Source organism: Pseudoduganella rhizocola, assembly GCF_045984285.3.
Taxonomy (GTDB): Bacteria; Pseudomonadota; Gammaproteobacteria; order Burkholderiales; family Burkholderiaceae_D; genus Rugamonas.
The window spans coordinates 440731-463752 of the sequence record NZ_JBJQIK030000003.1; the positions used below are offsets into that span (position 1 = coordinate 440731).

At 63.7% G+C, this 23022-nt stretch carries 25 protein-coding genes; 6 read left to right on the forward strand and 19 right to left on the reverse strand.

The window, feature by feature from the left end:
- Positions 1–5: 5 nt before the first annotated feature.
- Together fusA and ACJRPG_RS09245 are read right to left on the reverse strand one after the other, a co-directional pair.
- Positions 6–2114 carry an elongation factor G gene (gene fusA / locus ACJRPG_RS09240; RefSeq protein ID WP_407999770.1) on the reverse strand — a complete coding sequence of 703 codons (2109 nt, stop codon included), beginning with the start codon at positions 2112–2114 and terminating at the stop codon, positions 6–8.
- Between the two features lie 38 nt (positions 2115–2152).
- Entirely contained in the window at positions 2153–3664 is a 1512-nt protein-coding gene (locus ACJRPG_RS09245; RefSeq protein WP_407999771.1) for a hypothetical protein, read from the reverse strand.
- A gap of 81 nt (positions 3665–3745) precedes the next feature.
- Between ACJRPG_RS09245 and ACJRPG_RS09250 the strand changes: the two genes are divergently transcribed.
- The gene (locus ACJRPG_RS09250; protein ID WP_407999772.1) at positions 3746–4846 is read left to right on the forward strand and encodes a phospholipase A; all 1101 of its coding nucleotides are present in this window, start codon (positions 3746–3748) and stop codon (positions 4844–4846) included.
- Here ACJRPG_RS09250 and ACJRPG_RS09255 read toward each other — a convergent pair.
- From ACJRPG_RS09255 to mltG, 10 genes are all read right to left on the reverse strand, one after another.
- Positions 4843–5034, reverse strand: coding sequence for a hypothetical protein (locus ACJRPG_RS09255; RefSeq protein ID WP_231769470.1), 192 nt, complete (start codon positions 5032–5034; stop codon positions 4843–4845). The genes ACJRPG_RS09250 and ACJRPG_RS09255 overlap by 4 nt on opposite strands.
- A gap of 129 nt (positions 5035–5163) precedes the next feature.
- Positions 5164–6078, reverse strand: coding sequence for a class I SAM-dependent methyltransferase (locus ACJRPG_RS09260; RefSeq protein WP_407999773.1), 915 nt, complete (start codon positions 6076–6078; stop codon positions 5164–5166).
- Positions 6079–6168: 90 nt separating this feature from the next.
- Positions 6169–6843 carry an ankyrin repeat domain-containing protein gene (locus ACJRPG_RS09265; RefSeq protein ID WP_407999774.1) on the reverse strand — a complete coding sequence of 225 codons (675 nt, stop codon included), beginning with the start codon at positions 6841–6843 and terminating at the stop codon, positions 6169–6171.
- Positions 6840–7265 carry a nuclear transport factor 2 family protein gene (locus tag ACJRPG_RS09270; RefSeq protein WP_407999775.1) on the reverse strand — a complete coding sequence of 142 codons (426 nt, stop codon included), beginning with the start codon at positions 7263–7265 and terminating at the stop codon, positions 6840–6842. Before ACJRPG_RS09270 ends, ACJRPG_RS09265 begins: the two co-directional genes overlap by 4 nt.
- Positions 7266–7271: 6 nt before the next feature.
- Complete coding sequence (locus ACJRPG_RS09275; protein ID WP_407999776.1) at positions 7272–8054, reverse strand: TatD family hydrolase; 783 nt, start codon at positions 8052–8054, stop codon at positions 7272–7274.
- 45 nt (positions 8055–8099) lie between these two features.
- Complete coding sequence (locus tag ACJRPG_RS09280; RefSeq protein ID WP_407999777.1) at positions 8100–8615, reverse strand: GNAT family N-acetyltransferase; 516 nt, start codon at positions 8613–8615, stop codon at positions 8100–8102.
- A 16-nt stretch (positions 8616–8631) separates the two neighbouring features.
- A complete protein-coding gene (locus ACJRPG_RS09285; protein WP_407999778.1) occupies positions 8632–9009 on the reverse strand; it encodes a PilZ domain-containing protein in 378 nt (125 codons plus the stop codon).
- 11 nt (positions 9010–9020) lie between these two features.
- Positions 9021–10037: a DNA polymerase III subunit delta' gene (locus tag ACJRPG_RS09290; RefSeq protein ID WP_407999779.1), complete on the reverse strand. Its 1017-nt coding sequence runs from the start codon at positions 10035–10037 to the stop codon at positions 9021–9023.
- A complete protein-coding gene (tmk, locus tag ACJRPG_RS09295; RefSeq protein WP_407999780.1) occupies positions 10034–10648 on the reverse strand; it encodes a dTMP kinase in 615 nt (204 codons plus the stop codon). The genes ACJRPG_RS09290 and tmk overlap by 4 nt, the downstream gene beginning before the upstream one ends.
- Positions 10645–11634 carry an endolytic transglycosylase MltG gene (gene mltG, locus ACJRPG_RS09300; protein WP_407999781.1) on the reverse strand — a complete coding sequence of 330 codons (990 nt, stop codon included), beginning with the start codon at positions 11632–11634 and terminating at the stop codon, positions 10645–10647. The genes tmk and mltG overlap by 4 nt, the downstream gene beginning before the upstream one ends.
- A 126-nt stretch (positions 11635–11760) precedes the next feature.
- Between mltG and ygfZ the strand changes: the two genes are divergently transcribed.
- From ygfZ to ACJRPG_RS09320, 4 genes are all read left to right on the forward strand, one after another.
- Positions 11761–12765 (forward strand): CAF17-like 4Fe-4S cluster assembly/insertion protein YgfZ, encoded by a 1005-nt coding sequence (gene ygfZ / locus ACJRPG_RS09305; protein WP_407999782.1) that lies wholly within the window; start codon positions 11761–11763, stop codon positions 12763–12765.
- Positions 12766–12767: 2 nt separating this feature from the next.
- The gene (locus tag ACJRPG_RS09310; RefSeq protein WP_407999783.1) at positions 12768–13058 is read left to right on the forward strand and encodes a DUF4936 family protein; all 291 of its coding nucleotides are present in this window, start codon (positions 12768–12770) and stop codon (positions 13056–13058) included.
- Positions 13049–13873, forward strand: coding sequence for an NRDE family protein (locus ACJRPG_RS09315; RefSeq protein WP_407999784.1), 825 nt, complete (start codon positions 13049–13051; stop codon positions 13871–13873). Before ACJRPG_RS09310 ends, ACJRPG_RS09315 begins: the two co-directional genes overlap by 10 nt.
- Before the next feature lie 147 nt (positions 13874–14020).
- Positions 14021–14434 carry a hypothetical protein gene (locus ACJRPG_RS09320; protein ID WP_407999785.1) on the forward strand — a complete coding sequence of 138 codons (414 nt, stop codon included), beginning with the start codon at positions 14021–14023 and terminating at the stop codon, positions 14432–14434.
- A gap of 1 nt (position 14435) precedes the next feature.
- Here the strand turns inward: ACJRPG_RS09320 and ACJRPG_RS09325 are convergent, their stop codons facing one another.
- From ACJRPG_RS09325 to ACJRPG_RS09340, 4 genes are read right to left on the reverse strand one after another with little or no spacing between them, the layout of a single operon-like run.
- Positions 14436–14858 (reverse strand): GNAT family N-acetyltransferase, encoded by a 423-nt coding sequence (locus tag ACJRPG_RS09325; protein WP_407999786.1) that lies wholly within the window; start codon positions 14856–14858, stop codon positions 14436–14438.
- A 25-nt stretch (positions 14859–14883) separates the two neighbouring features.
- Positions 14884–15879 (reverse strand): NADP-dependent oxidoreductase, encoded by a 996-nt coding sequence (locus ACJRPG_RS09330; protein WP_407999787.1) that lies wholly within the window; start codon positions 15877–15879, stop codon positions 14884–14886.
- Positions 15876–16178 (reverse strand): Dabb family protein, encoded by a 303-nt coding sequence (locus tag ACJRPG_RS09335; protein ID WP_407999788.1) that lies wholly within the window; start codon positions 16176–16178, stop codon positions 15876–15878. The genes ACJRPG_RS09330 and ACJRPG_RS09335 overlap by 4 nt, the downstream gene beginning before the upstream one ends.
- A complete protein-coding gene (locus ACJRPG_RS09340) occupies positions 16178–17356 on the reverse strand; it encodes an acetyl-CoA C-acyltransferase (protein ID WP_407999789.1) in 1179 nt (392 codons plus the stop codon). The genes ACJRPG_RS09335 and ACJRPG_RS09340 overlap by 1 nt, the downstream gene beginning before the upstream one ends.
- A 169-nt stretch (positions 17357–17525) precedes the next feature.
- On the opposite strand from ACJRPG_RS09340, the gene ACJRPG_RS09345 reads away from it, so the two are divergent.
- Positions 17526–19226: an MFS transporter gene (locus ACJRPG_RS09345; protein WP_407999790.1), complete on the forward strand. Its 1701-nt coding sequence runs from the start codon at positions 17526–17528 to the stop codon at positions 19224–19226.
- Between the two features lie 139 nt (positions 19227–19365).
- Here ACJRPG_RS09345 and nadC read toward each other — a convergent pair whose 3' ends face one another.
- Genes nadC through ACJRPG_RS09360 form a run of 3 tightly spaced genes read right to left on the reverse strand, consistent with a single transcriptional unit; the run spans position 19366 to position 22990 of the window.
- Positions 19366–20238, reverse strand: coding sequence for a carboxylating nicotinate-nucleotide diphosphorylase (gene nadC / locus ACJRPG_RS09350; protein WP_407999791.1), 873 nt, complete (start codon positions 20236–20238; stop codon positions 19366–19368).
- Positions 20235–21389, reverse strand: coding sequence for a quinolinate synthase NadA (nadA, locus tag ACJRPG_RS09355; protein WP_407999792.1), 1155 nt, complete (start codon positions 21387–21389; stop codon positions 20235–20237). Before nadA ends, nadC begins: the two co-directional genes overlap by 4 nt.
- A gap of 2 nt (positions 21390–21391) precedes the next feature.
- Complete coding sequence (locus tag ACJRPG_RS09360; protein ID WP_407999793.1) at positions 21392–22990, reverse strand: ABC-F family ATPase; 1599 nt, start codon at positions 22988–22990, stop codon at positions 21392–21394.
- Positions 22991–23022 lie beyond the last annotated feature (32 nt).

The following is a 23022-nucleotide window of genomic DNA, read 5'->3' on the forward strand; positions in this document are numbered from 1 at the left end:
CGCTATTACGATTTCGACCGTGCGGTCGAAATCTGGTCGAGGATGTGCTTCGGCACGCCCGCATAGTGCTTGAACTCCATGGTGTAGGTGGCCCGGCCCTGTGTCAGCGAACGCAGGGTCGTGGAGTAGCCGAACATCTCGGCCAGCGGCACCAGCGCCTTCACCAGCTTGCCGCCGCCGCCCGGAATCTCGTCCATGCCCTGCACCATGCCCCGCCGGGTCGACAGGTCGCCCATCACGTTGCCGGTGAATTCCTCAGGCGTTTCCACCTCCACCTGCATCATCGGCTCCAGCAGCTCCGGGCTCGCCTTGCGCATGCCATCCTTGAAGGCCATGGAGGCCGCCATGCGGAAAGCATTCTCGTTCGAGTCCACGTCGTGGTAGGAACCGAAGGTGAGCGTGGCGCGCACGTCCACCACCGGATACCCCGCCAGCACGCCGGCGCGCAAAGTCTCCTGGATGCCCTTGTCCACCGCAGGGATGAACTCGCGCGGCACCACGCCGCCCTTGATGGCGTCCACGAACTCGTAGCCCTTGCCCGGCTCCATTGGCTCCAGCTTCAGCACCACGTGGCCGTACTGGCCCTTGCCGCCCGACTGCTTGACGAACTTGCCCTCGACGTCGTCCACCATCTTCTTGATGGTTTCGCGGTAAGCCACCTGCGGCTTGCCGACGGTCGCCTCCACGCCGAACTCGCGCTTCATGCGGTCCACCAGGATTTCCAGGTGCAGCTCGCCCATGCCGGACATGATGGTCTGGCCCGATTCCTCGTCCGTATGCACGCGGAAGGACGGATCCTCCTGCGCCAGGCGGTTCAGGGCAACGCCCATTTTCTCCTGGTCGGCCTTGGTCTTCGGCTCCACCGCCTGCGAAATCACGGGCTCGGGGAAGATCATCTTCTCCAGCACGATCACATGGTCGGGAGAGCTCAGCGTGTCGCCCGTGGTGACAGCCTTCAGGCCCACCGCCGCGGCAATGTCGCCCGCGAACACTTCCTTGATCTCCTTGCGTTCATTGGCATGCATCTGCAGGATGCGGCCCAGGCGCTCCTTCTGGCCCTTCACAGGGTTGTAGACGGTGTCGCCCGAATTCACCACGCCGGAATACACGCGGAAGAAGGCCAGCTGTCCCACGAAGGGGTCGGTCATGATCTTGAAGGCGAGCGCCGAGAATGGATCGCTGTCGGTCGGATGGCGTTCGATCTCGTTGTCGTCTTCATCGTGGCCAGCAATCGCCGGCACATCCACCGGCGACGGCAGGTACTCGATGACCGCATCCAGCATGGCCTGCACGCCCTTGTTCTTGAAGGCGCTGCCCGCCAGCATGGGCACGATCTCGTTGCGGATGGTGCGCGCGCGCAGGGCCGCCTTGATCTCGTCTTCGCCCAGCGTTTCGCCGTTCAGGTAGCGCTCCGTCAGTTCAGGCGTGGCTTCGGCTGCGGCTTCGATCATATGGTCGTGCCACTTCTGCGCCAGTTCCTTCAGGTCGGCCGGAATATCCTCATAGCTAAACTTCACGCCCTGGCTCGCATCGTCCCAGCGGATGGCGCGCATCTTCACGAGGTCGATCACGCCTTCGAAGTGTTCTTCCGCGCCCAGCGGGATCTGGATCGGCACGGCCACGCCTTTCAGGCGGTCCTTGATCTGCTGCTGCACGCGGAAGAAGTCCGCGCCCACGCGGTCCATCTTGTTGATGAAGGCAATGCGCGGCACCTTGTACTTGTTGGCCTGGCGCCAGACGGTCTCGGACTGCGGCTGCACGCCGCCCACCGAGTCATACACCATCACCGCGCCGTCCAGCACGCGCATGGAGCGCTCCACCTCGATGGTGAAGTCCACGTGGCCGGGGGTATCGATGATGTTGATGCGGTGCTCGGCGAAATTGCCCGCCATGCCTTTCCAGAAGGCCGTGGTGGCTGCGGAGGTGATCGTGATGCCGCGTTCCTGCTCCTGCTCCATCCAGTCCATCGTTGCGGCGCCATTGTGCACTTCGCCGATCTTGTGGTTCACACCGGTATAGAACAGGATGCGCTCGGTCGTGGTCGTCTTCCCGGCATCAATGTGCGCACTGATGCCGATATTGCGGTATCGCTCGATGGGGGTCTTACGGCTCATCACAATCTCCTGTTGATTAAGAATGCGAAGTTTGGGAGCTATTGCCGGATTTCAACCCTACTTTTGGCAGATCCTATGACGCCAAGATGGATATAGCCGCCCGGCACGCTCGGCGCATCCACGCAATTTACCTGAATTGCGGCGGCTTTGCTGCCGCACGCGGGCGGCATCCACGACAGGCTCGGCGCGAGGTCGAAGGACACGCCCGCCGCCCGCATCGCCGCCGGCAGTCCGGGTGCGAAAGGGGCATCGCCTGCCAGCAGCGCACGCAGCGCGTCGAGCCGGGCGCCGCCAAAATCCGCGCGTCCATACCAGCTGAAGAAAGCGGCTTCGTCCACCGCCCCGGCGCCGGACAGGATGGCGCGCCACTGGTCCAGCGGCGCGGTGCTGTTGCCTTCGCGGCGTGCCGCCTCAAAGGCCATGGCCTGGAAGGCCAGGCCGCAGCGGTAAGGCAAGGTGCCCGCCTGGCGCTGCGGCGCGCTGCGCCAGGGCTGGGGGCCAATACCCGCCGCGCACTCGTTGAACGCCTGTTCGAGCAGCAGGACATAGACCGAGTCATTCATCCAGCCCATGCGGTGGAGGGTATTCAGCGCGATCCAGTCCGCATTGCCCTCGCCCAGCCATGCCTCGCCCGCGGCGTGGAAGCGGCGGCCATGCCAGAGGTGGAACAGCTCATGCGCCAGGAACACGCGCAGCGCACCCCGGCCGCGGTCGCCCATCTTGCCGCTGTACTCCAGCGTCATGCGCACGGTGCCGTCCTGCACATCGCCCCGGGGAAGGATACCCACTGCCGCGTCATCCCCGCGCAGGCGGGGATCCAGTAGCGCCGCCGCGAAAGGCGCGCCTGCGCGGGAGCGGCCAGCTGCCAGCAGCAAGGGTTCGAAAGCCAGCGCGCCAAAGCTGTGGCGGTATTCGGCCAGGAGGGCTTCGGCTGCCGCGCGGATTTCCCTGCGCTGCGCCTCCGGCAGGTCCGCCACGAGGGCGCGTAGGCCATGCCATTGCTCAAAGGGGCGGCGCGACAGCACCACGGTCGTGTCGTCGATCTGTGCCTGCAAGCCGCTGGCCGGGGCGGGCACCAGCGCTTCGCCGCCGCCGGGCCGCTCCTGGCCGAGCCAGAACGCAGTACCACCGGCCGGCGCACGAACGATCCAGCGCGCGGCCGGATCTTCACCTTGCACGGCGTAATACCGGGTATGCAGCGCCAGCGCGCCGTCACCAAGGGACTGCGCAGGCTCGAAGCGGCGGTCCAGCCGCAACAGGCCGGGCTCCACGCGTACCGTGGCCACCTCGCAGCCCTGCAGCGAACGGCGGCGCAGCCCTTGCGGCTCCAGCACAGCGCAATCCTCCAGCACGCGCCAGTGCGGCTTGCGCACCAGCTCCCAGGCCTGGGCATCCTGCATGGCAAAGCGCAAGGTGCTGGCGCCGGCCGGGAACCGGTATTGCACGGTCAGGGCATTGTCATCGGCCAGACTGAGGGTAATGCCCGCCGGTTCGGCATGGGCCAGGCCGCACCACGCCAACAGCAGGACCAGAAGTCGGAAAACAGTCATGAGCGCCAGTATAGAACGTGCGACCCGGAGTGCGCCCAATCAACTATACTCGCAGGCCATGCCGTTTTACCAAGATTCCAGATGAAACCCACTCCCCTGCTCTGTGCCCTGATCCTGTCCCCCGCCGCCTTCGCCCAAAGCACGCCTCCGGCCGAGCTGGAGCAGCGACTCGAACGCTGCGCCCTGCTGGGCGACCCCACGGCCCGCCTGGGCTGCTATGACGCGCTGGCGAACCGTCCGCAGCCGACCGATCCCGATATGGCCGCGGCGGCCGCGGCCGGCGTTCCGGGCGCCGACAAGGGGCGCGATACCCACTCCGGCGCCTTCCCCGGCGGCCCGGTCGGCGGCCTGGTGCAGACCGACGGCAGCAAGGCCCCAGCGGCGGCGGAACCCGAAGTGTCGCGCATGATTCCCTTGTGGGAACTGGACGCGGCCAGCAAGCGCGGTGTATTCAACTTCCGTCCGCATCGCGACAACTACCTGCTGCTGGTGAACTACAGCAACAGCACGAACGACACGCCCTTCGAGGACTTCACGCCGGCCGGCATCAAGTCCAAGCACGTGGAGCTGAGCTACCAGCTCAGCTTCAAGATGAAAATGCTGGAAGGCATAGGCCAGACCCCCTTCGACCTGTGGTTCGGCTACACCCAGCAAAGCTTCTGGCAGGCCTATAACCGCAGCGCTTCCAGCCCCTTCCGCGAAACCAACTACCAGCCGGAGGTGATGGCCACCGCGCCGATCGGCAAGAACATCGGCGGCCTGAACCTGCGCTACCTGACTTTCGGCGGCGTGCACCAGTCCAATGGCCAGACCTCGACGCTGTCGCGCAGCTGGAACCGGCTGTATGCGGAAGTGGGCGCCGAATACGGCAAGCTGGCCATCGCAGCCCGCGTGTGGAAACGGCTGGACAATGCGAAATCCGATAACGACAACATCGATATCACGGACTTCATGGGGAATGGGGACCTGAAACTGAGCTACCGCAGCGACGGCCACGAATACTCGATGCTGGCGCGCCGCAACTTCGGCAAGAAGCATGGCGCCGTACAGCTGGGCTGGGCCTTCCCACTGCGGGACAACCTGAAGGGCTACACCCAGTTCTTCTCGGGTTACGGCCAGAGCCTGATCGACTACAACTACTCCCAGATGTCGCTGGGGGCAGGCTTCCTGATCGACTTTTAAAGGCCGCGCAGCACGCGCGCCGGCAGCAGCACGATGGCGCGCAGTGTTTCAAACACGAAATCGACACCGATGCCGATCAGGCGGAACGGCAGCAGGACCAGCCACACCAGGGGATACAGCACCAGCGCCAGCAAGGCGAGCGGCCAGCACAGGAACAGCAGCACCAACCACAGAACAAAGCTCAGCATGGCAATCCCCCGGTTTCAGCTAACGTTGTCGATGCAGCCACTTTAGCGGCACCACCCCGCCCCCTCAATCACGCTGCGACCAACTGCAGAATGCCGCGACCAATGGACGAAAACCGGGAATAAACGGGCTCAGACGAAGGCCGGCACGGCCTGTTGTGCGGCTTCGAACACCACTTCCGCCTTGATGGACGCCTCCAGCGAAGGAATGGAACCGCCCGCGCGGTAGGCGAAACTCACCTGCAGCACGTCGCCCTGGCGCACCTGCACGGGCTTGGCCAGCGGCAGCGCCATATAGTGGTTCAGCCAGTCGATGGTGGTATTGCGTTCCTGCACCACGGCCAGGATGTTCTTCGTGACGAAGCGCATGGCGCTCAGCGTGCCGTCGCGTTCGATGAGGAATTTGCCTTCCCACGCATAGCTCAGCTCGTTCGGCTGGGCAAAATCGATCAGGCTGTAGACGGCGGGCTGGGCCAGCTCGCGGGTGCCGGAATGGACCACGCCGGTCTCCTGGAACTGCACGATAGGCGCGTAGAAGCCCTCGAAATCGTATTCCTGCTGCAGGGGCTGGGCCGCCATCAGCACGGCTTCGGGGATGAATACCGGCAGTTTGGGGCCGAATTTTTGCACATAGCGGCGCTTGAAGGCCTCGATGACCTCCACCTGCTTCTCGCGCAGCATGGCAACGTGGATCATTTCGCAGATCACCACGTCCACCGGCTCCGGCGGCAGGTATTCGAAGGCATCGGCATGGATCACCTCCACCTTCTCGCCGCCCGGATTCATGGCCAGGAATTTGCGCGCTTCCTTCACCATGTCCGGATTGAACTCAACGCAATACACCTGAGAGGCCTTGGCCGAGGCAAACCACGACAGCACGCCGGTGCCGCCGCCCAGTTCCAGCACCTTCATGCCCGGCTTCACGGCGTAGTCGATAGCCGCCTTGAAGCTGTGCATGCGGTTGTTGTCCATCAGCATATTGTGATGGTAGTGGACCGGGATAAACTGCCCCAGGTAGCAGCTCTCGATTTCGCGTTCATTCAACATTGTTGTTCCTTTATCATGCGCAGTGGTGACAAAGCAATTATCAGGACCAACAGGGGGCGGCGATGAGCCGAGATCAGCGGTAAAAACAGCTCAGTTCGGGCGATGGGCCTTCGCAGCGAGATGGGCCCGGATTGTTTTGGCGATCCACGGCTTCTGGGCGCGCTCGGCAAACTCCGCGGCATCGGCCTTGAAGCCGCCGTCCTTCAGCATGGCATCGGCGCCCTCTTCCAGCAGCAGCTTCACGGCATCTTCATGGCCTTCCCGCGCCGCCATCATCAGCGGCGTCATGCCGCTGGGCGATTCGGCATCGATATAGGCGTGGTGCTCCAGCAGGAGCCTGATGCCCTCCACGTCCCCGGCAGCCGCCGCGTAATGCAGCGCGGTCCAGCCTGGACGGTTCACGATCGCCCCCTTGCTGATGAGCAGCTGCACGGCCTCCCGGTTCTGCTTGAAGGCCGCCATCATCAGCGCGGTATTGCCGTTGCTCGCCGTTGCCTCCAGCTGGATGCCGGGCTGGGCGAGGAGCAGCTTCACGACGTTCATCGCATCATAGCGCAGGGCCACGATAAGGCCGGTTTCGCCACGCTCCGGTTCGCGCACATTGGGGTCGAGGCCGCGCGCCAGGATAGGCTTGATGCGGGCGGCATCGTTGATCTGGGCTGCCCGGAAGAAGCTGACTTCGTCCTCCTGCCGCGTTGGCTGGGCATGCAGCGGCATGGCTGCCGCCAGCGCGAAGATCGCCAGCACGGTGCGCCGCGTCGTCATTTCGGTTTCGGCTCCAGCACCATGTTGACGATGACCCAGCGGCCGTCCATTTTTGCCATGTGCAGGTATTCCACCCAGCCGCGCATGGTGACGCGGACGCTGGCGGCGTTGCCGAACACATCCAGCAGCGCCACATCTTTCTGCTGCAGCTCTTTCGGGGTTTTGCTGCCGCCGCCCTTGGCCGTGGCATCGACCAGCGACTGGGCGCTCAATTCCACCAGCGTGCTCTGGCCATCCCTGGTCCATACGGAGCGCTTGGCCAGTTTGGGATGCAGTGCGGCGGCCACGCGGGCGGCGTCGCCTGCATACCAGCCCTCGACGTAATTCAATGCAGTCTGGCGGATGGCTGCCTCTTCCTCGGCAGGCGCGGCCGCCGCGAATGGGGCCAACAGCAGAAACAGCAGCAATAACCTCGAAATCATCTTAGATTAATGAGCCAACGGCTTGAAAAGATTGAAGAAATTTTCGGTGGTCTGTTTGGCGACTTGCTCCACCGGAACGCCTTTCAGCTTGGCGATGAACTCGGCCACATGCGCCACGTAGCCGGGCTCATTCATCTTGCCGCGGTAGGGTACGGGCGCCAGGTAAGGCGAGTCGGTCTCGATCAGCATGCGCTCCAGCGGCACCTCCAGCGCCACGGCCTGCAGCTCCTTCGCGCTTTTGAAGGTGACGATGCCGGAGAAGGAGATATAGAAACCCATCTCCATCGATGCGCGCGCCACTTCCAACGATTCCGTGAAGCAATGCATGACGCCGGCCACGCCGCCATCGTTCGTGCCCGCGCCCTCTTCACGCATCAGGCGCAGCGTGTCTTCGCTGGCCGATCTTGTGTGAATAATCAATGGCTTACGCGTGATTCTTGAAGCTTTAATGTGAGTTCTGAAACGTTCGCGCTGCCACTCGAGGTCGCCGGTCAGGCGATAGTAGTCGAGGCCGGTTTCGCCGATGGCGACGATTTTGGGATGGTTCGACAGCTCGACGAGCTGGTCCACGGAAGGTTCGGGCGTGTCCTCATAATCCGGATGCACGCCGACCGAGGCGAAGATATGGGGATACTGCTCGGCCAGCGCGAGCACGCGGGGGAAGTCCGGCAAGTCCACGGAGACGCACAGCGCGTGGCTGACCTTGTTCTCCTCCATCTTCGCCAGCAGCTCCGGCATACGAGCGGCCAGCTCGGGAAAATCTATATGGCAATGGGAATCGATAAACATCCCGCCATTTTACAGAATTGCTTAATCGGGGTCAGACCCCAATTTTCAGGCAACACGTTTTCCGAGGATGATGAGGTCGCGCTCGATGCCGTCGAGGTTGGCGACGCGGGGGAAGTTGGCCCAGGTGTCGAAGCCGAAACGCTGGAACAGCGCCAGGCTGGGCTTGTTGTGGCCGAAGATGAAGCCGAGCAGCGTGTGCACCTTGATCTGCGGCGCAAAGGCAATCGCCTCCGTCAGCGCATAGCGGCCGATGCCCTTGCCGCGCCAGGCCTCGGCAATGTAGATTGAGACTTCGGCCGTGCCGCTGTAGGCCGGGCGGCCGTAGAAGTTGGAGTACGAGATCCAGCCCAGGATTTCCGGCTGCTCCGACGTATCGTCCGCGCGTTCGATGATCCACAGTGGCCGGCGTTCCGGCTGGTGTTCGTGGAACCAGCTGAGGCGCGATTCGACCGTGACCGGCTCGGTATCGGCGGTCACTTCCCGCGAGGCGATGGTGCTGTTGTAGATGGCGACGACGGTGGGCAGGTCTTCGAGGGTGGCAATGCGGTGGCGGTAGTGCATGTGTAAAGAGCGGAATTCAGAGCGTGTGGGTGGCGCGCGACGAGCGTAAGGCCGCGCCAAGGATTTCTTCGATGCGCAAACGTGTGCGCTGTCCGGTCTCGTCATCCGGGAAATGCAGGCCGACGCCTTGCGCCTTGTTGTTGTGGGCGCTCGGCGGCGTGATCCAGACTACCTTGCCGGCAATCGGATACTTGTTGGGGTCATCCATCAGCGTGAGGATCAGGTAGATCTCGTCGCCGATCTTGTACGGCTTCTGGGTCGGCACGAAGATGCCGCCGTTCTTGAGGAAGGGCATATAGGCTGCATACAGCGCAGCCTTTTCCTTGATCGCCAGCGACAGCACCGTCGGCCGGTTCAGCGGCACGGTATTCGGGTCGTTCGGGCTAGCGCTCATTCACCTTCCTTTCAGCCACAGCAGGCAGTGTAGTCCAGCAGCATGTCTTCGATGAACAGCTTGGGCGACAGCGGATGGTCCGACGTGGCGCGCCGCTCGTTCGCTCCCTTGATCGCTGCCATCAGGCGGCTGACGTGGACCTTGTCCGCCAATGCCTTCAGCTCGCGCTGGTAACGGGGATAATAACGGATCTGCCCCGTAAGCTTGCAGGAAAACAGGTCGTACAGCCACCTTTGTTGCCAGGACACCAGCGCGGACAGCGGCACCTTCTGCATCTTGTCCGCCGTTTTCAGCGCCGCTTCCACGCCCGGATGGGCCAGGTATTGCAGCAGCATGTCCATTTCTTCGCGGCTGCCGGTTTCGGCCTGCGCCATCGCGGCCAGCGGCGCCCCGCCCTGCTCGCGCAGCCAGCTGTCGGCGTCGTTCACGCCCTGGGCCTGCAGCCAGGCCAGCGCCTGCGCATGGTCCGGCATCGGCAGCGCGAACTTGCGGCAGCGCGACAAGATGGTCGGCAGCAGCCGGTCCAGGCTGTTCGAGGACAGCAGGAACACGGTGCCGGGCGGCGGTTCTTCCAGCGTTTTCAGCAGCGCGTTCGAGGCCGGCATGTTCAGCGCCTCCGCCGGGTACAGCACCACCACGCGCAGCCCGGCGCGGTGGGTGGAGATATTCATGAAGTCGGACAGGTTGCGGATCTGCTCGATCTTGATCTCTTTGGACGGAGCCTTGGCCTTGCCGGCCTTCTTGTCCTCGCCTTCCTCGCCTTCCACCTCGTCTTCCAGCGCTTCGGGACGGATGCGGCGGTAGTCGGGGTGGCTGCCCTGCTCGAACCAGCCGCAGGAAGCGCAAGTGCCGCAAGCGTGCCCGTCCGGCTGCACGTTCTCGCACAGCAGCGCGCGCGCGAAATGCTCGATGAAATCGGCCTTGCCGGTGCCGGCGGCGCCGTGGAACAGGATGGCGTGCGGCAGGCGCTGGCGCAGCGTCTGCAGCTGCTGCCATGCCGCTTCCTGCCAGGGGTAGAGAATGCTCATGCCAGCGCGCCGATGATGTCCGCCAGTTCGCGCTGGATGTCGTCGATGCTGCGGGTGGAATCGATCACGCGGAAGCGGTGGCCGTGCTGCTCGGCGCGCCTCAGGTATTCATTGCGGGTGGCCAGGAAGAAGTCGGCCTGCTCGCGCTCGAAGCGGTCCAGCTCGCGCGTGGCGTCCAGGCGGGCGCGCGCCACTTCCAGCGGCACGTCGAACAGGATGGTCAGGTCCGGCTCCAGTTCCGGATGCACCCAGTTGGCGATGGTTTCCAGCTTGTCCAGGCTGAGGCCGCGGCCCCCGCCCTGGTAGGCGAAGCTGGCGTCCGTGAAGCGGTCCGAGATCACCCAGGCGCCGCGGTCCAGCGCGGGCTGGATGACCTGGGCGATGTGCTCGCGGCGGCTGGCGAAGACCAGCAGCGTTTCCGTCTCCACATGCATGGACTCGTGCAGCCACAGCTCGCGCAGCTTTTCGCCCAGCGGCGTGCCGCCCGGCTCGCGCGAGCTCACCAGTTCCACCCCGCGCGCGGCGATCAGCTCGCCTACATAGCGGATATGGGTGGATTTGCCTGCGCCGTCGATGCCTTCGAAAGTGATGAATTTACCGCGTTGCGTCATTGTCTTTGATACCGGTTGACCGCCCGGTTATGGTCGGTCAGGTTAGCGGAAAACACGCTGGTGCCATTGCCGCGCGACACGAAGTACAGGGCGTCGGACTTGGCGGGGGCCAGCGCCGCGGCCAGCGACTGGCGGCCGGGCAGCGAAATCGGCGTCGGCGGCAGGCCGGCGCGCGTGTAGGTATTGTACGGGGTGTCCGTCTCCAGGTCCTTCTTGCGGATATTGCCGTCGAACTTGGCGCCGATGCCGTAGATCACCGTGGGGTCGGTCTGCAGCATCATGCCGATACGCAGGCGGTTGACGAAGACCGAGGCAATCATGGCGCGCTCGGACTTCTGGCCGGTTTCCTTCTCCACGATGGAGGCCATGGTCAGCGCCTCATAGGCGTTCTTGTAGGGCAGCTTGGGATCGCGGCCGTTCCACGCATCCTTCAGGTGCTGCAGCATGGCGGAGTGGGCCTTGCGGTAGATGTCGAGTTCGCTGCTGCCCTTGGCGAACAGGTAGGTATCGGGGAAGAACAGGCCTTCCGGCTCCGAGAATTCCGGCGATACGCGCTGCATCAGCTCGCGGTCGCTCAGGCCCACGGTGTCGTGCTTGAGGCCGGTATGTGCGGCGATGGCCTGGCGCATCTGGCGGAAGGTCCAGCCCTCGATAATGGTCAGCGACTCCTGCGCGAACTCGCCGCGCACCAGCTGGTCGATCAGGCGCAGCGGCGTGGTGCCGGGTTTCAGCTCGTAGGACCCGGCCTTCAGCTTGCTGCTCTTGCCGGTGGCGCGCGCCAGCATATTGAACATCAGCGGCTGCAGCGGCACGCCCGCTTCGGCAATCTGCTGGCCGGCCGCATGGGCGCCGCTGCCCTTGTTGATGGTGAAGGGAATGGCGGGCTCGTCCAGCGTAATCGGCTTCTGGGACCACCAGTAGAAATAGCCCGCCACGGCGATAGCCAGCAGGATACCCAAAGCAATCGTTTTTCTGATGATGGCCATACTTTCTATATTGAACCAGTTTTATCCCCGTGGACAGCGCTTTTGGCGCCGCCGGGCGCTTTTTTCGCGGGAACTTTATAATGAGCCCGTAATGATAATGCCTCAACCGGGAATTTATAAAATTTTATGACCAGCTGGAATCAAGTTCTCACGCCGCAGGGCCCGCACACGGTTGCCGCACTGGCTACCGGTTTCGTCGCCGCCCTGCCGCAGCTCGGCCTGATCGCCTTCACCGGCGAAGAATCGGCCGCCTTCCTGCATTCGCAGCTGACCAATGACGTGGAACACCTGGGCCAGGGCGAAGTGCGCCTGGCCGGCTATTGCTCGCCCAAGGGCCGCCTGATGGCGTCCTTCCTGATGTGGCGCGATGCCGATTCCGTATTCCTGCAGCTGCCGCGCGCCATCCAGCCCCCTATCCAGAAGCGGCTGCAGATGTTCGTGCTGCGCGCGAAGACCAAGGCCAGCGACGCCGGCGAAGGCGTGGTTGCGCTCGGCCTGGGCGGCACCGATGCCGAAGCCGTGCTCCGGACCTGGTTCGACGTGCTGCCGGCCGCACCTTATACCCGCATCGACCATCCGCTGGGCGCCCTGCTGCGCGTTGCCGACGCCTTCGGCTCAGCGCGCTACCTGTGGCTGGCCTCTGCGGAAACGGCGGATACCATTGCCGCCGAACTGGCCGCACGCCTGACCGTGGCGGGCGAACAGGCCTGGCAGCTGGCCGATATCCACGCCGGCGTACCGCAAATCGGGCCCGGCACCCAGGAACAGTTCGTGCCGCAGATGATCAATTTCGAGCTGCTGGGCGGCGTGAATTTCAAGAAGGGCTGTTATCCGGGCCAGGAAATCGTGGCCCGCAGCCAGTACCTCGGCAAGCTCAAACGCCGGACGGCGCTGGCCACCATTGCCGACGCCACGGTGGCGCCGGGCGCCGAAGTCTTCTCGCCCAATGATCCGGACCAGCCCTGCGGCATGGTCGTCAACGCGGCCGCCAACGGCGAAGGCGGTGTGGACGCGCTGGTCGAAATGAAGCTGGAAGCGCTGGAACAGGGCGACGTGCGCTTTGCCTCGGCCACCGGCCCTGTCCTGCAGTTCAAGCCCCTGCCTTACGTGCTGGACAAGCTCGACGTCTAGCAATGGCCGACCTCTATATCTACTACAAGGTGCGGGAAGCCGACACCGGAACCCTGCTGCCGCGCGTCGCCGCCATGCAGCAGGAGCTGGCTGCCGCGCACGGCATCGCCCCCCAGCTCAAGCAGCGTCCGCAAGCGAAGGACGGCCTGCTGACCTGGATGGAAGTGTATCCCGCCGCGCCGGCCGGTTTCGAGGCCGCGCTGGAAAGCGCCGTGGCCGACGCCGGCATTGCGGCCCTGATTGCAGGCCCGCGCCACACCGAAGAATTTATGGACGTACAACCATGTGCCTGATTGTCTTTGCCTGGCAGGTGGTGCCCGGAGTGCCGCTGATCGCCGCCGCCAACCGCGACGAATACTACGACCGCGCCAGCGCACCGGCCGGTCCCTGGGAAGAGAACCCGCAGATTATCGGCGGCCGCGACCTGAAAGCCGGCGGTACCTGGATGGGCATGACGCTGCCGGAAGGCCCGGAAGCCGCCCCCACCGCCAATTTCACCCCTCTGAAGGCGCCCTGCTGCAACGGCGCGCCCAAGCCGGCTGCGGACGGCAGCGCTACGCCCTCGCGCTTCGCCGCCATCACCAACATCCGCGCCCCGCTGGAGCACAATCCTGCGGCACCGTCGCGCGGCATGCTGGTCTCGAACTTCCTGTCGGCCACGATGAGCGCGCGTGAATACGTGGAGCAGATCCGCGCCGGCGCCTCGGCCTACAACGGCTTCAACCTCGTGCTGTGTGACGGCCAGGAACTGCTGTGGTTTTCGAACAAGGGCGACAGCGACCCGCGCAATGGCCAGCCGCTGGCGCCCGGCATTTACGGCCTCTCGAACGCGCTGCTCGATTCACCGTGGCCGAAAGTGCTGAAAGCCAAAGCCGAATTCGCCAGCCTGCTCTGCCTGGGCGCACCGGAAGACGCCTACTTCGAAATGCTGGCCGACACCGCCCGCGCCCCCGACCAGCGCCTGCCGGACACCGGCGTGCCGCGCGATGTGGAGCGCATGCTGTCCTCGGTCTGCATCGAATCCCCCAACTACGGCACCCGCACCTCCACCGTCGTCAAGCTCTTCGCCAACGCCCCCGGCGAGCTGAACGAACACGAAATCCGCTGAACCCTGACACCATGGGGTCAGGCACCGCTTGTCAGTGACATGGTGCCTGACCCCAAGGTGTCACTCAGCCGTGCGACGCGAAATTCTCGGCTATGTACAATAAGTCAACGTTTCAAATAATTAACTTATTGATAGCCGGGAGAATGCATGCGCAAAACTTTACTGAAACTCAGCGGCCTTGCCGCACTGATCCTGGCCGCGGGCTGCCAGACCACGGGCACCCAGCCGGATCCGAACGAACCGGCGCCAGCCGCCAATCCCGCTTACCAGAGCGAGATGTCGAAGTTCAATGCGCAGTTCCCGAATGCGAAAGCGACCAAGTACGAGGACGAATCGCTCGCCTTCAATAACGCGAACAAGCTCGATGAAAAAGGCAATTGCCACGACAAGTCGAAATGGCCGGTCGTGATCATCCTCGTGCTGGATGCGGAAGGCAAAGTGACTTCGTCCACCACCGACGTGCAAGGCGCGAAGGCAGCCTGCTTCGTCAAGGCCTACGAAGGCGTGCAGTTCCCGAAACCGCCGTTCGCCCCTTACCGCAAGCCGATCCGCCTGCGCTGATTCAGAAGTAGTACGTCATTTCGATGTGCGGGATGCCGGCTTCGTAGAACACGTCGCCTTCGGACTTGAACCCGTGGGCGAGGTAGAAGTCGGCGGCATGCACCTGCGCGCTCAGCACCACTTCGTCGTGGCCGCGCTGTTCGGCCTGCGCCAGCAGGCCTTTCAGCAATGCGCCGCCTACGCCGGTGCCGCGCGCGCTGCGCAGCACCGCCATGCGGCCGATGTGGCCGTCGGGCAGCAGGCGGCCGGTGCCAATCGGCTTGCCGCTCGCGTCGTAGGCGACGGCGTGCAGGCATTTGGCGTCCTTGTCGTCCATTTCCAGTTCCGGCGGAACGTTCTGCTCCTGGACGAAGACTTCAAGGCGGATGGGTTTTGCATCGGCGGACATGGTGGCCCAGTCGCCATATCGGATCTCTGTTGTCATAGACACAGATTGTCTCACAGAAACATCAGCTCAGCCTGACCAGCTGCTTCCCGAAATTGCGCCCCTTGAGCAGGCCGATAAAGGCATCCGGCGCTGCCGCCAGCCCTTCGGCCACCGATTCGCGGAACTTCAGTTTGCCCGCAGCCACCAGTTGCCCCAGTTCCTTCAGTCCCTGCGGCCACAGCTCCATATGCTCGGTGACGATGAAGCCCTGCACCAGCAAGCGGTTGGTGAGCAGCAGGCGCGCGTTCTTCAGCGGGATATCTTCGCCGTTATAACCGGCGATCATGCCGCACAGCGCGATGCGGGCGAAGGCGTTCGTGCGCCCCAGCGCGGCGTCGAACACCTCGCCGCCCACGTTCTCGAAGATGGCATCGATGCCGTCCGGCGCGGCGGCCTTGAGGTCCGCACGCAGATTGCCCGCCTTATAGTCCACGCAGCCATCGAAGCCCAGCTCATTGACCACGTAATCGCACTTCTCCTTGCCGCCCGCGATGCCCACCACGCGGCAGCCCTGCAGCTTCGCCAGCTGGCCCACCACGCTGCCCACCGCGCCGCTGGCGGCGGACACCGCCACCGTTTCGCCGGCCTTCGGCTTCATGATGTGATTGAGGCCGTACCATGCCGTCATGCCGGGCATGCCGACCGCGCCCAGGTAGGCCGATGCAGGAATATGCGTGGTATCGACCTTGCGCAGCAGCGCGCCGTCGGACAGGCCGATTTCGGACCAGCCGAACATGCCCACCACCGTGTCGCCCACCGCAAAGCGCGGGTTGCGCGATTCGATCACCTGCCCGACGGTACCGCCGATCATGGTCTCGTCCAGCGGCTGCGGCGCCGCATAACTCTTCGCATCGCTCATGCGGCCGCGCATATACGGGTCGAGCGACAGGAACTGGTTACGCACCAGTACCTCGCCCTCGCCGCAGGACGGCAGCGGCAGGCTTTCGAGGCGGAAGTTTTCAGGCTGGACTTCGCCCTTGGGACGTGCTGCGAGCACGATACGCTGATAGGTGTTCATACTTCGTAATCCATGCATTGGCGGCCTTCGCGCACGGCGCCGAAGAAAGGCTTGAGCGCCTGGTGCTGCGGATGTTCCTGGTAAGCGTCCAACGCCTCGCGGCTGGCGAACTCGGAATACAGCACCACGTCATAAGTCGCTTCCAACCCCGGCTGCGCCAGGCCGACTTCCAGTTTGAGAATGCCCGGCACGATGCCCGCGCAGGCTTCCAGCAGCTCTTTCATCTTGCGCGCATTGGCCGCACGGTCCGCGCCCTCGGCGTGGTCCTTGAGCTTCCACATCACGATATGCTTGATCATCACAGCACCTCGAACAATCCCGCCGCGCCCTGGCCGCCGCCGATGCACATGGTGACAACCACATACTTGACGCCACGGCGCTTGCCTTCGATGAGGGCATGGCCGGTCAGGCGCGCGCCCGATACGCCATAAGGATGGCCCACCGCAATGGCGCCGCCGTTCACGTTCAGGCGGTCCATCGGGATGCCCAGTTTATCGGCGCAGTACAGCACCTGCACGGCAAAGGCTTCGTTCAGCTCCCACAGGCCGATATCCTCGACTTTGAGGCCTGCCTGCCTGAGCAGCTTCGGCACGGCGAATACGGGACCGATACCCATTTCATCCGGCTCGCAGCCCGCCACGGCAAAGCCGCGGAATACGCCCAGCGGCTTCAGGCCTTTGGCGGCGGCGGTCTTCGCATTCATCACCACGGCCATGGAGGCGCCATCCGAGAACTGGCTGGCATTACCGGCCGTGATCACGCCGCCCGGCACTGCGCTGCGGATTCCGGACACGCCCTCCAGCGTGGTATCCGGTCGGATGCCTTCGTCCGCTGCGATGGTTACTTCGCGCGTGCCAAGCATGCCGGTGGCCTTGTCGGCCACGCCCATGGTCACGGTCATCGGCACGATTTCATCCTTGAACAGGCCTGCGGCCTGCGCGGCGGCGGCACGCTGCTGGCTGCGCACGCCGTATTCATCCTGGCGCTCCTTGCTGATGCTGTAGCGCTTCGCCACGTTCTCGGCGGTCTGCAGCATGGGCATATAGATCTCAGGCTTGTGCTCCTGCAGCCATACCTCGCGATACATATGCAGGTTCATCTCCTGCGCCACGCAGGAAATGGACTCCACGCCGCCCGCCGCATAGATATCGCCCTCGCCCGCGATGATGCGCTGTGCGGCGGTAGCGATGGTCTGCAGGCCAGAGGAACAGAAACGGTTGATCGTCATGCCCGCCGTAGTGATCGGGAAGCCGGCACGCAGCACCACCTGGCGCGCCAGGTTGCCGCCGTTGGCGCCCTCTGGAAAGGCGCAGCCCACCAGCACATCTTCCACCTCGCCCGGCTCGATGCCCGCGCGCTCCACGGCATGCTGCAGCGCGTGGGCGCCCATGGTGGCGCCGTGCGTCATGTTGAACGCGCCTTTCCAGGATTTGGCGAGGCCGGTGCGGGCGGTCGATACGATGACGGCGTCAGTCATGAGAAGTCTCCTTGCATTGGTTTAGTCGAGCGAGCATAGCACAATTAGCACGGTCGTTCGTGTAAGTTCGGCGTAAGTTTGGAGCAAGCATGACGTAAGGATTCGCGCACACACTCCACCATGCCAAGAAAGTAACACGGTGGCATTCTAATTATATGGAGACAACATTATGGCAATCAGCTCTGGCACTGCAGATTCACGTGTGGGGACAAGCAAAGGCGCGCCGATGACCGCTGAAGAGAAGAAGGTGATCTTCGCTTCTTCGCTGGGTACGGTATTCGAGTGGTACGACTTCTATCTTTACGGCGCCCTGGCGTCGATCATCGCCAAGCAGTTCTTTATCGGCGATCCCACCACCACCTTCATTTTCGCGCTGCTCGCGTTCGCGGCAGGCTTCATCGTGCGCCCGTTCGGCGCGCTGGTGTTCGGCCGCCTCGGCGACATGATTGGCCGTAAATACACCTTCCTGGTGACGATCCTGATCATGGGTCTGTCCACCTTCATCGTCGGCCTGCTGCCGGGGCATGCCTCGATCGGCATTGCCGCGCCGATCATCCTGGTCTCGCTGCGCATCCTGCAGGGCCTGGCGCTGGGTGGCGAGTACGGCGGCGCCGCAACCTATGTGGCCGAACATGCGCCGCACGGCAAGCGCGGCCTGTTCACCTCCTGGATCCAGACCACCGCCACCATGGGCCTGTTCATGTCCCTGCTGGTGATCCTGGCCTGCCGCCTGGCGCTGGGCGAAGAAGAATTCGCGGCCTGGGGCTGGCGTATCCCCTTCCTGGTTTCGGTCCTGCTGCTGGGCATCTCGGTGTGGATCCGCCTGTCCATGAATGAATCGCCAGCTTTCGCCAAGATGAAAGCGGAAGGCAAGACCTCCAAGGCGCCGCTGTCCGAAGCTTTCGGCAAATGGGGCAACCTGAAGATCGTTATCCTGGCGCTGATCGGCCTGACCATGGGCCAGGCGGTCGTCTGGTATACGGGCCAGTTCTATGCCCTGTTCTTCATGCAGCAGACCCTGAAGATCGAACTGGCAACCGCCAATATCCTGATCGCCATTGCACTGGCGCTCGCTACGCCGTTCTTCATCGTGTTCGGTGCGCTGTCCGACCGCATCGGCCGCAAATGGATCATTCTCGGCGGCTGCCTGATTGCGGCACTGACCTACTTCCCGATCTTCCAGGCCCTGACCCACTACGGCAATCCGCAGCTGGAAACGGCGCTAAAAAACTCGCCGGTGGTGGTGGTGGCTGATCCGGCGACCTGCCACTTCCAGTTCAACCTGACGGGTCAGAAGAAATTCCCATCCTCCTGCGACATCGCAACCGGCTTCCTGTCGGCCAGCTCGGTGAACTACACGAAGCAGGACGCGCCTCCGGGCAGCGTGGCGAAAATCAAGGTGGGCGATACCGAAGTCGCCTCGTTCAACGCGGTAATGACTCCGGATAACCTGAACTTCGACGCCGATTCGAAGGCCAAGGAAGCCGCATTCAAGAAAGAGGCCGGCGCGGCAATCAAGGCTGCGGGCTACCCTGCCAAGGCTGATCCGGACCAGATCAACAAGCCGATGATGGTGCTGCTGCTGTTCATCCTGGTGCTGTACGTGACCATGGTGTACGGCCCGATCGCCGCGATGCTGGTGGAGATGTTCCCGACCCGCATCCGCTATACCTCGATGTCGCTGCCATACCACATCGGTAACGGCTGGTTCGGCGGCCTGCTGCCGACCACGGTATTCGCGCTGGTGGCCTTCAAGGGCGACATCTACTACGGCCTGTGGTACCCGATCGTGGTTGCGCTGCTGACCCTGGTCATCGGCGGCCTGTTCATCAAGGAAACCAAGGACCGCGACATCTACGCGGCAGACTGACCGTTTTGATCGGCGGCGTACCGGCGCCGCTGAACGCAAAGGCCGCCCACTGGGGCGGCCTTTTTTTGTTGCTGAGTCCGTGTCCACCTTGGGGTCAGGCACCAAAGTGGACACGGACTCGGCTGTGTAGTGCTTGAGCTCAGGCGGGGCCGGTGATGCGGAGGGAGTAATCGACGGCGCGGATGTCTTTGGTGAGGCTGCCGATCGAGATGCGGTGCACGCCGGTTTCGGCGATGGCGCGCACGGTGTCGAAGTTGACGCCGCCGGAGGCTTCCAGCAAGGCGCGGCCGCGGTTCTGCTGCACGGCGGCGCGCATCTTGTCGAGGTCGAAGTTGTCGAGCAGGACGGAGGTGGCGCCTGCCGTCAGCGCTTCTTCCAGCTGCTCCAGCGTTTCCACTTCCACCTGGATCGACACGCCGCCGCCCACGCGCTTGGCAGCCACCAGCGCCGCCGTCACGCCCCCCGCCGCCGCAATGTGATTCTCCTTGATCAGGATGCCGTCATACAGCGCCAGGCGCTGGTTCTGCCCGCCGCCCACGCGCACCGCGTATTTCTGCGCCAGGCGCAGGCCGGGCAGCGTCTTGCGCGTGTCGAGGATGGCGGCCGTGGTGCCTGCGATCGCGTCCACATAGCGCCGCGTTGCGGTGGCCACGCCGGACAGCAGCTGCAGGAAATTCAGCGCCGCGCGTTCGCCCGTCAGCAGGGACCGCGAAGGCCCCACCAGCGTGCACACCGGCGTATCCGCCTTCATCACATCGCCTTCGGCATAATGCCATTCGATGCCGATGGCCTGGTCCACGGCATGCATGATGCCCTCGAACCACGGCGCGCCGCACAGCACGGCCTCCTCGCGCACGATCACGCGCGCCACCGAGCGCCCTGCTTCCGGCACCAGCTGGCCGGTCAGGTCGCCAGTGCCCACGTCTTCCAGCAACGCGGACAGCAGGTTCTGTTCATAGGCGCGCACCAGCGCCTCATCGAAGGGGGCAAAACGGTTGACGAGGGTACTCATGCAGGGCCGATTCCAGAGAACAGCTGCGCTTCTTTCGCCAGGTCGGCGCCTGGCGCGACCTTCGCTTTTTTTGCAGCGGCGAAGTCCAGCATGCGGTTGATCGATACCTGCGCCTGTTTGCCGACGGCAGGGTCGACGTGGATTTCATTGCTCATGTTTTCCAGCACGTCGGCCAGGTTGCGCAGGCCGTTCATCGCCATCCATGGGCAATGCGCGCAGCTCTTGCAGGTGGCGCTGTTGCCGGCGGTCGGCGCTTCAATGAAGGTCTTGGTCGGCGCCGCCATGCGCATCTTGTGCAGGATGCCGTTGTCGGTGGCCACGATGAAGTGCGTGGCCGGCAGGCTCACCGCGGCCGCAATCAGCTGCGAAGTCGAGCCGACCACGTCGGCCTGCGCCACCACATTGGCCGGCGATTCGGGGTGCACCAGCACTTTCGCCTCCGGATACTCGGCCTTCAGCAGGTCCAGTTCCACGCCCTTGAATTCGTCGTGCACCAGGCAGGAGCCCTGCCACAGCAGCATGTCCGCGCCGGTCTGTTTCTGGATATAGGAGCCGAGGTGCTTGTCCGGCGCCCACAGGATCTTCTTGCCCTGCTCGTGCAGGTGCTTGACGATATCGAGGCCGATGGACGACGTCACCATCCAGTCCGCACGCGCCTTTACGGCGGCGCTGGTATTGGCGTAGACCACCACGGTGCGGTCCGGATGCTGGTCGCAGAAGGCGGCGAATTCCTCCGGCGGGCAGCCCAGGTCGAGCGAACAGGTCGCGTCGAGGTCGGGCATCAGCACGGTTTTCTCGGGACTGAGGATCTTGGAGGTCTCGCCCATGAACTTCACGCCCGCCACCACCAGCGTTTTGGCCGGATGGTCGCGGCCGAAGCGCGCCATCTCCAGCGAATCGGAGACGCAGCCGCCGGTTTCCTCGGCCAGGTCCTGCAGGTCGGCGTCCACGTAGTAGTGGGCGACCAGCACCGCATTGCGTTCGCGCAGCAGGATCTTGATCCGTTCCTTCAGCGCGATCTTCTCGGCGGCGCTCACCGGCGCCGGCGTGCGCGCCCAGGCGTGGGCCACGCAGCTGCCGCCCTGTACGTTCTGGTCCAGCAGCGGTTTTTCGTATTCGACAGTCTTGATGGGGATGGCGACGGCTTCCATGTTTAATCGATACCCTGGCTCTTCAGATAATCTTCGTAGTTGCCGCGGAAGTCGACGACTTCGTTTTCCTTGATCTCGATGATGCGGTTGGCCAGCGAGGACACGAACTCGCGGTCATGCGAAACGAAGATCAGGGTGCCGGCATACTTCTCCAGCGCGATGTTGAGCGATTCGATGGACTCCATGTCCATGTGGTTGGTCGGTTCGTCCAGCAGCAGCACGTTGTGGCGGCCCAGCATCAGCTTCCCGTACATCATACGGCCTTTCTCGCCGCCTGACAGGACACGCACCGATTTCTTGACTTCGTCGCCGCCGAACAGCAGGCGGCCCAGGATCGAGCGCACGGCCTGGTCGTCGTCGCCTTCCTTGGTCCATTTGCCCATCCAGTCGGTGAGCGTGGCGTCGGTGGCGAATTCCTCGGTCGGGTCCTGCGGCATATAGCCCACGTTCGCGTTCTCGGCCCACTTCACGAAACCGGTATCCGGCTGCAGGCCGGCCAGGTCGCCGCCGATGCAGCGCAGCATGGTGGTCTTGCCGGCGCCGTTGGCGCCGATGATGGCGATGCGCTCGCCCGCTTCCACCATGATGCTGAAGTTCCTGAACAGGGTGCGGTCGTAGGTCTTGGAGATGCTGTCCACTTCCACGGCCAGGCGGTGCAGCTTCTTCTCGCCTTCGAAACGCACGAAGGGATAGGCGCGCGAGGACGGCTTGATGTCCTCGACCTTGATCTTCTCGATCATCTTGGCGCGGCTGGTGGCCTGGCGCGCCTTGGATTTGTTTGCCGAGAAGCGGCGCACGAAGTCCTGCAGCTCGGCGACCTTCTCCTTCGCCTTGGCGTTGTTGGCCAGCTGCTGGTTGCGGGCCTGGGTGGAGGCCAGCATGTAGTCGTCGTAATTGCCCGGATAGATCTTCAGCGTGCCGTAGTCCATGTCGGCCACGTGGGTGCAGACCTGGTTCAGGAAGTGGCGGTCGTGGGAGATGATGATCATCGTCGAATCACGCTCGTTCAGCACTTCTTCCAGCCAGCGGATGGTGTTGATGTCCAGGTTATTGGTCGGTTCGTCGAGCAGCAGGATGTCCGGGTTCGAGAACAGGGCCTGGGCCAGCAGCACGCGCAGCTTCCAGCCCGGCGCCACGGCGCTCATCGGGCCCTGGTGCAGGTCGATCGCCACGCCGGCGCCCAGCAGCAGCTCGCCGGCTCGCGCTTCGGCGGTGTAGCCGTCATATTCGGCCACTTTGCCTTCCAGCTCGGCGGCCTTCATGTAATCGTCGTCGGTGGCTTCCGGATTGGCATAGATCGCATCGCGTTCCTGCATCGCGGCCCACATCTCGGTGTGCCCCATCATCACCACGTCCAGCACGCGCATTTCCTCGTACGCGAACTGGTCCTGGCGCAGCTTGCCCAGGCGCTCATTCACGTCCAGCATCACATTGCCTGCCGACGGCTCCAGGTCGCCGCCGAGGATTTTCATGAAGGTCGACTTACCGCAGCCATTGGCGCCGATCAGGCCATAACGGTTGCCATCGCCGAACTTGACGGAGATGTTTTCGAACAGCGGCTTGGCGCCGAACTGCATGGTGATATTTGCGGTAGATAACACTGATGAGCCCTTAATGCAGAAGTTTCGTAACC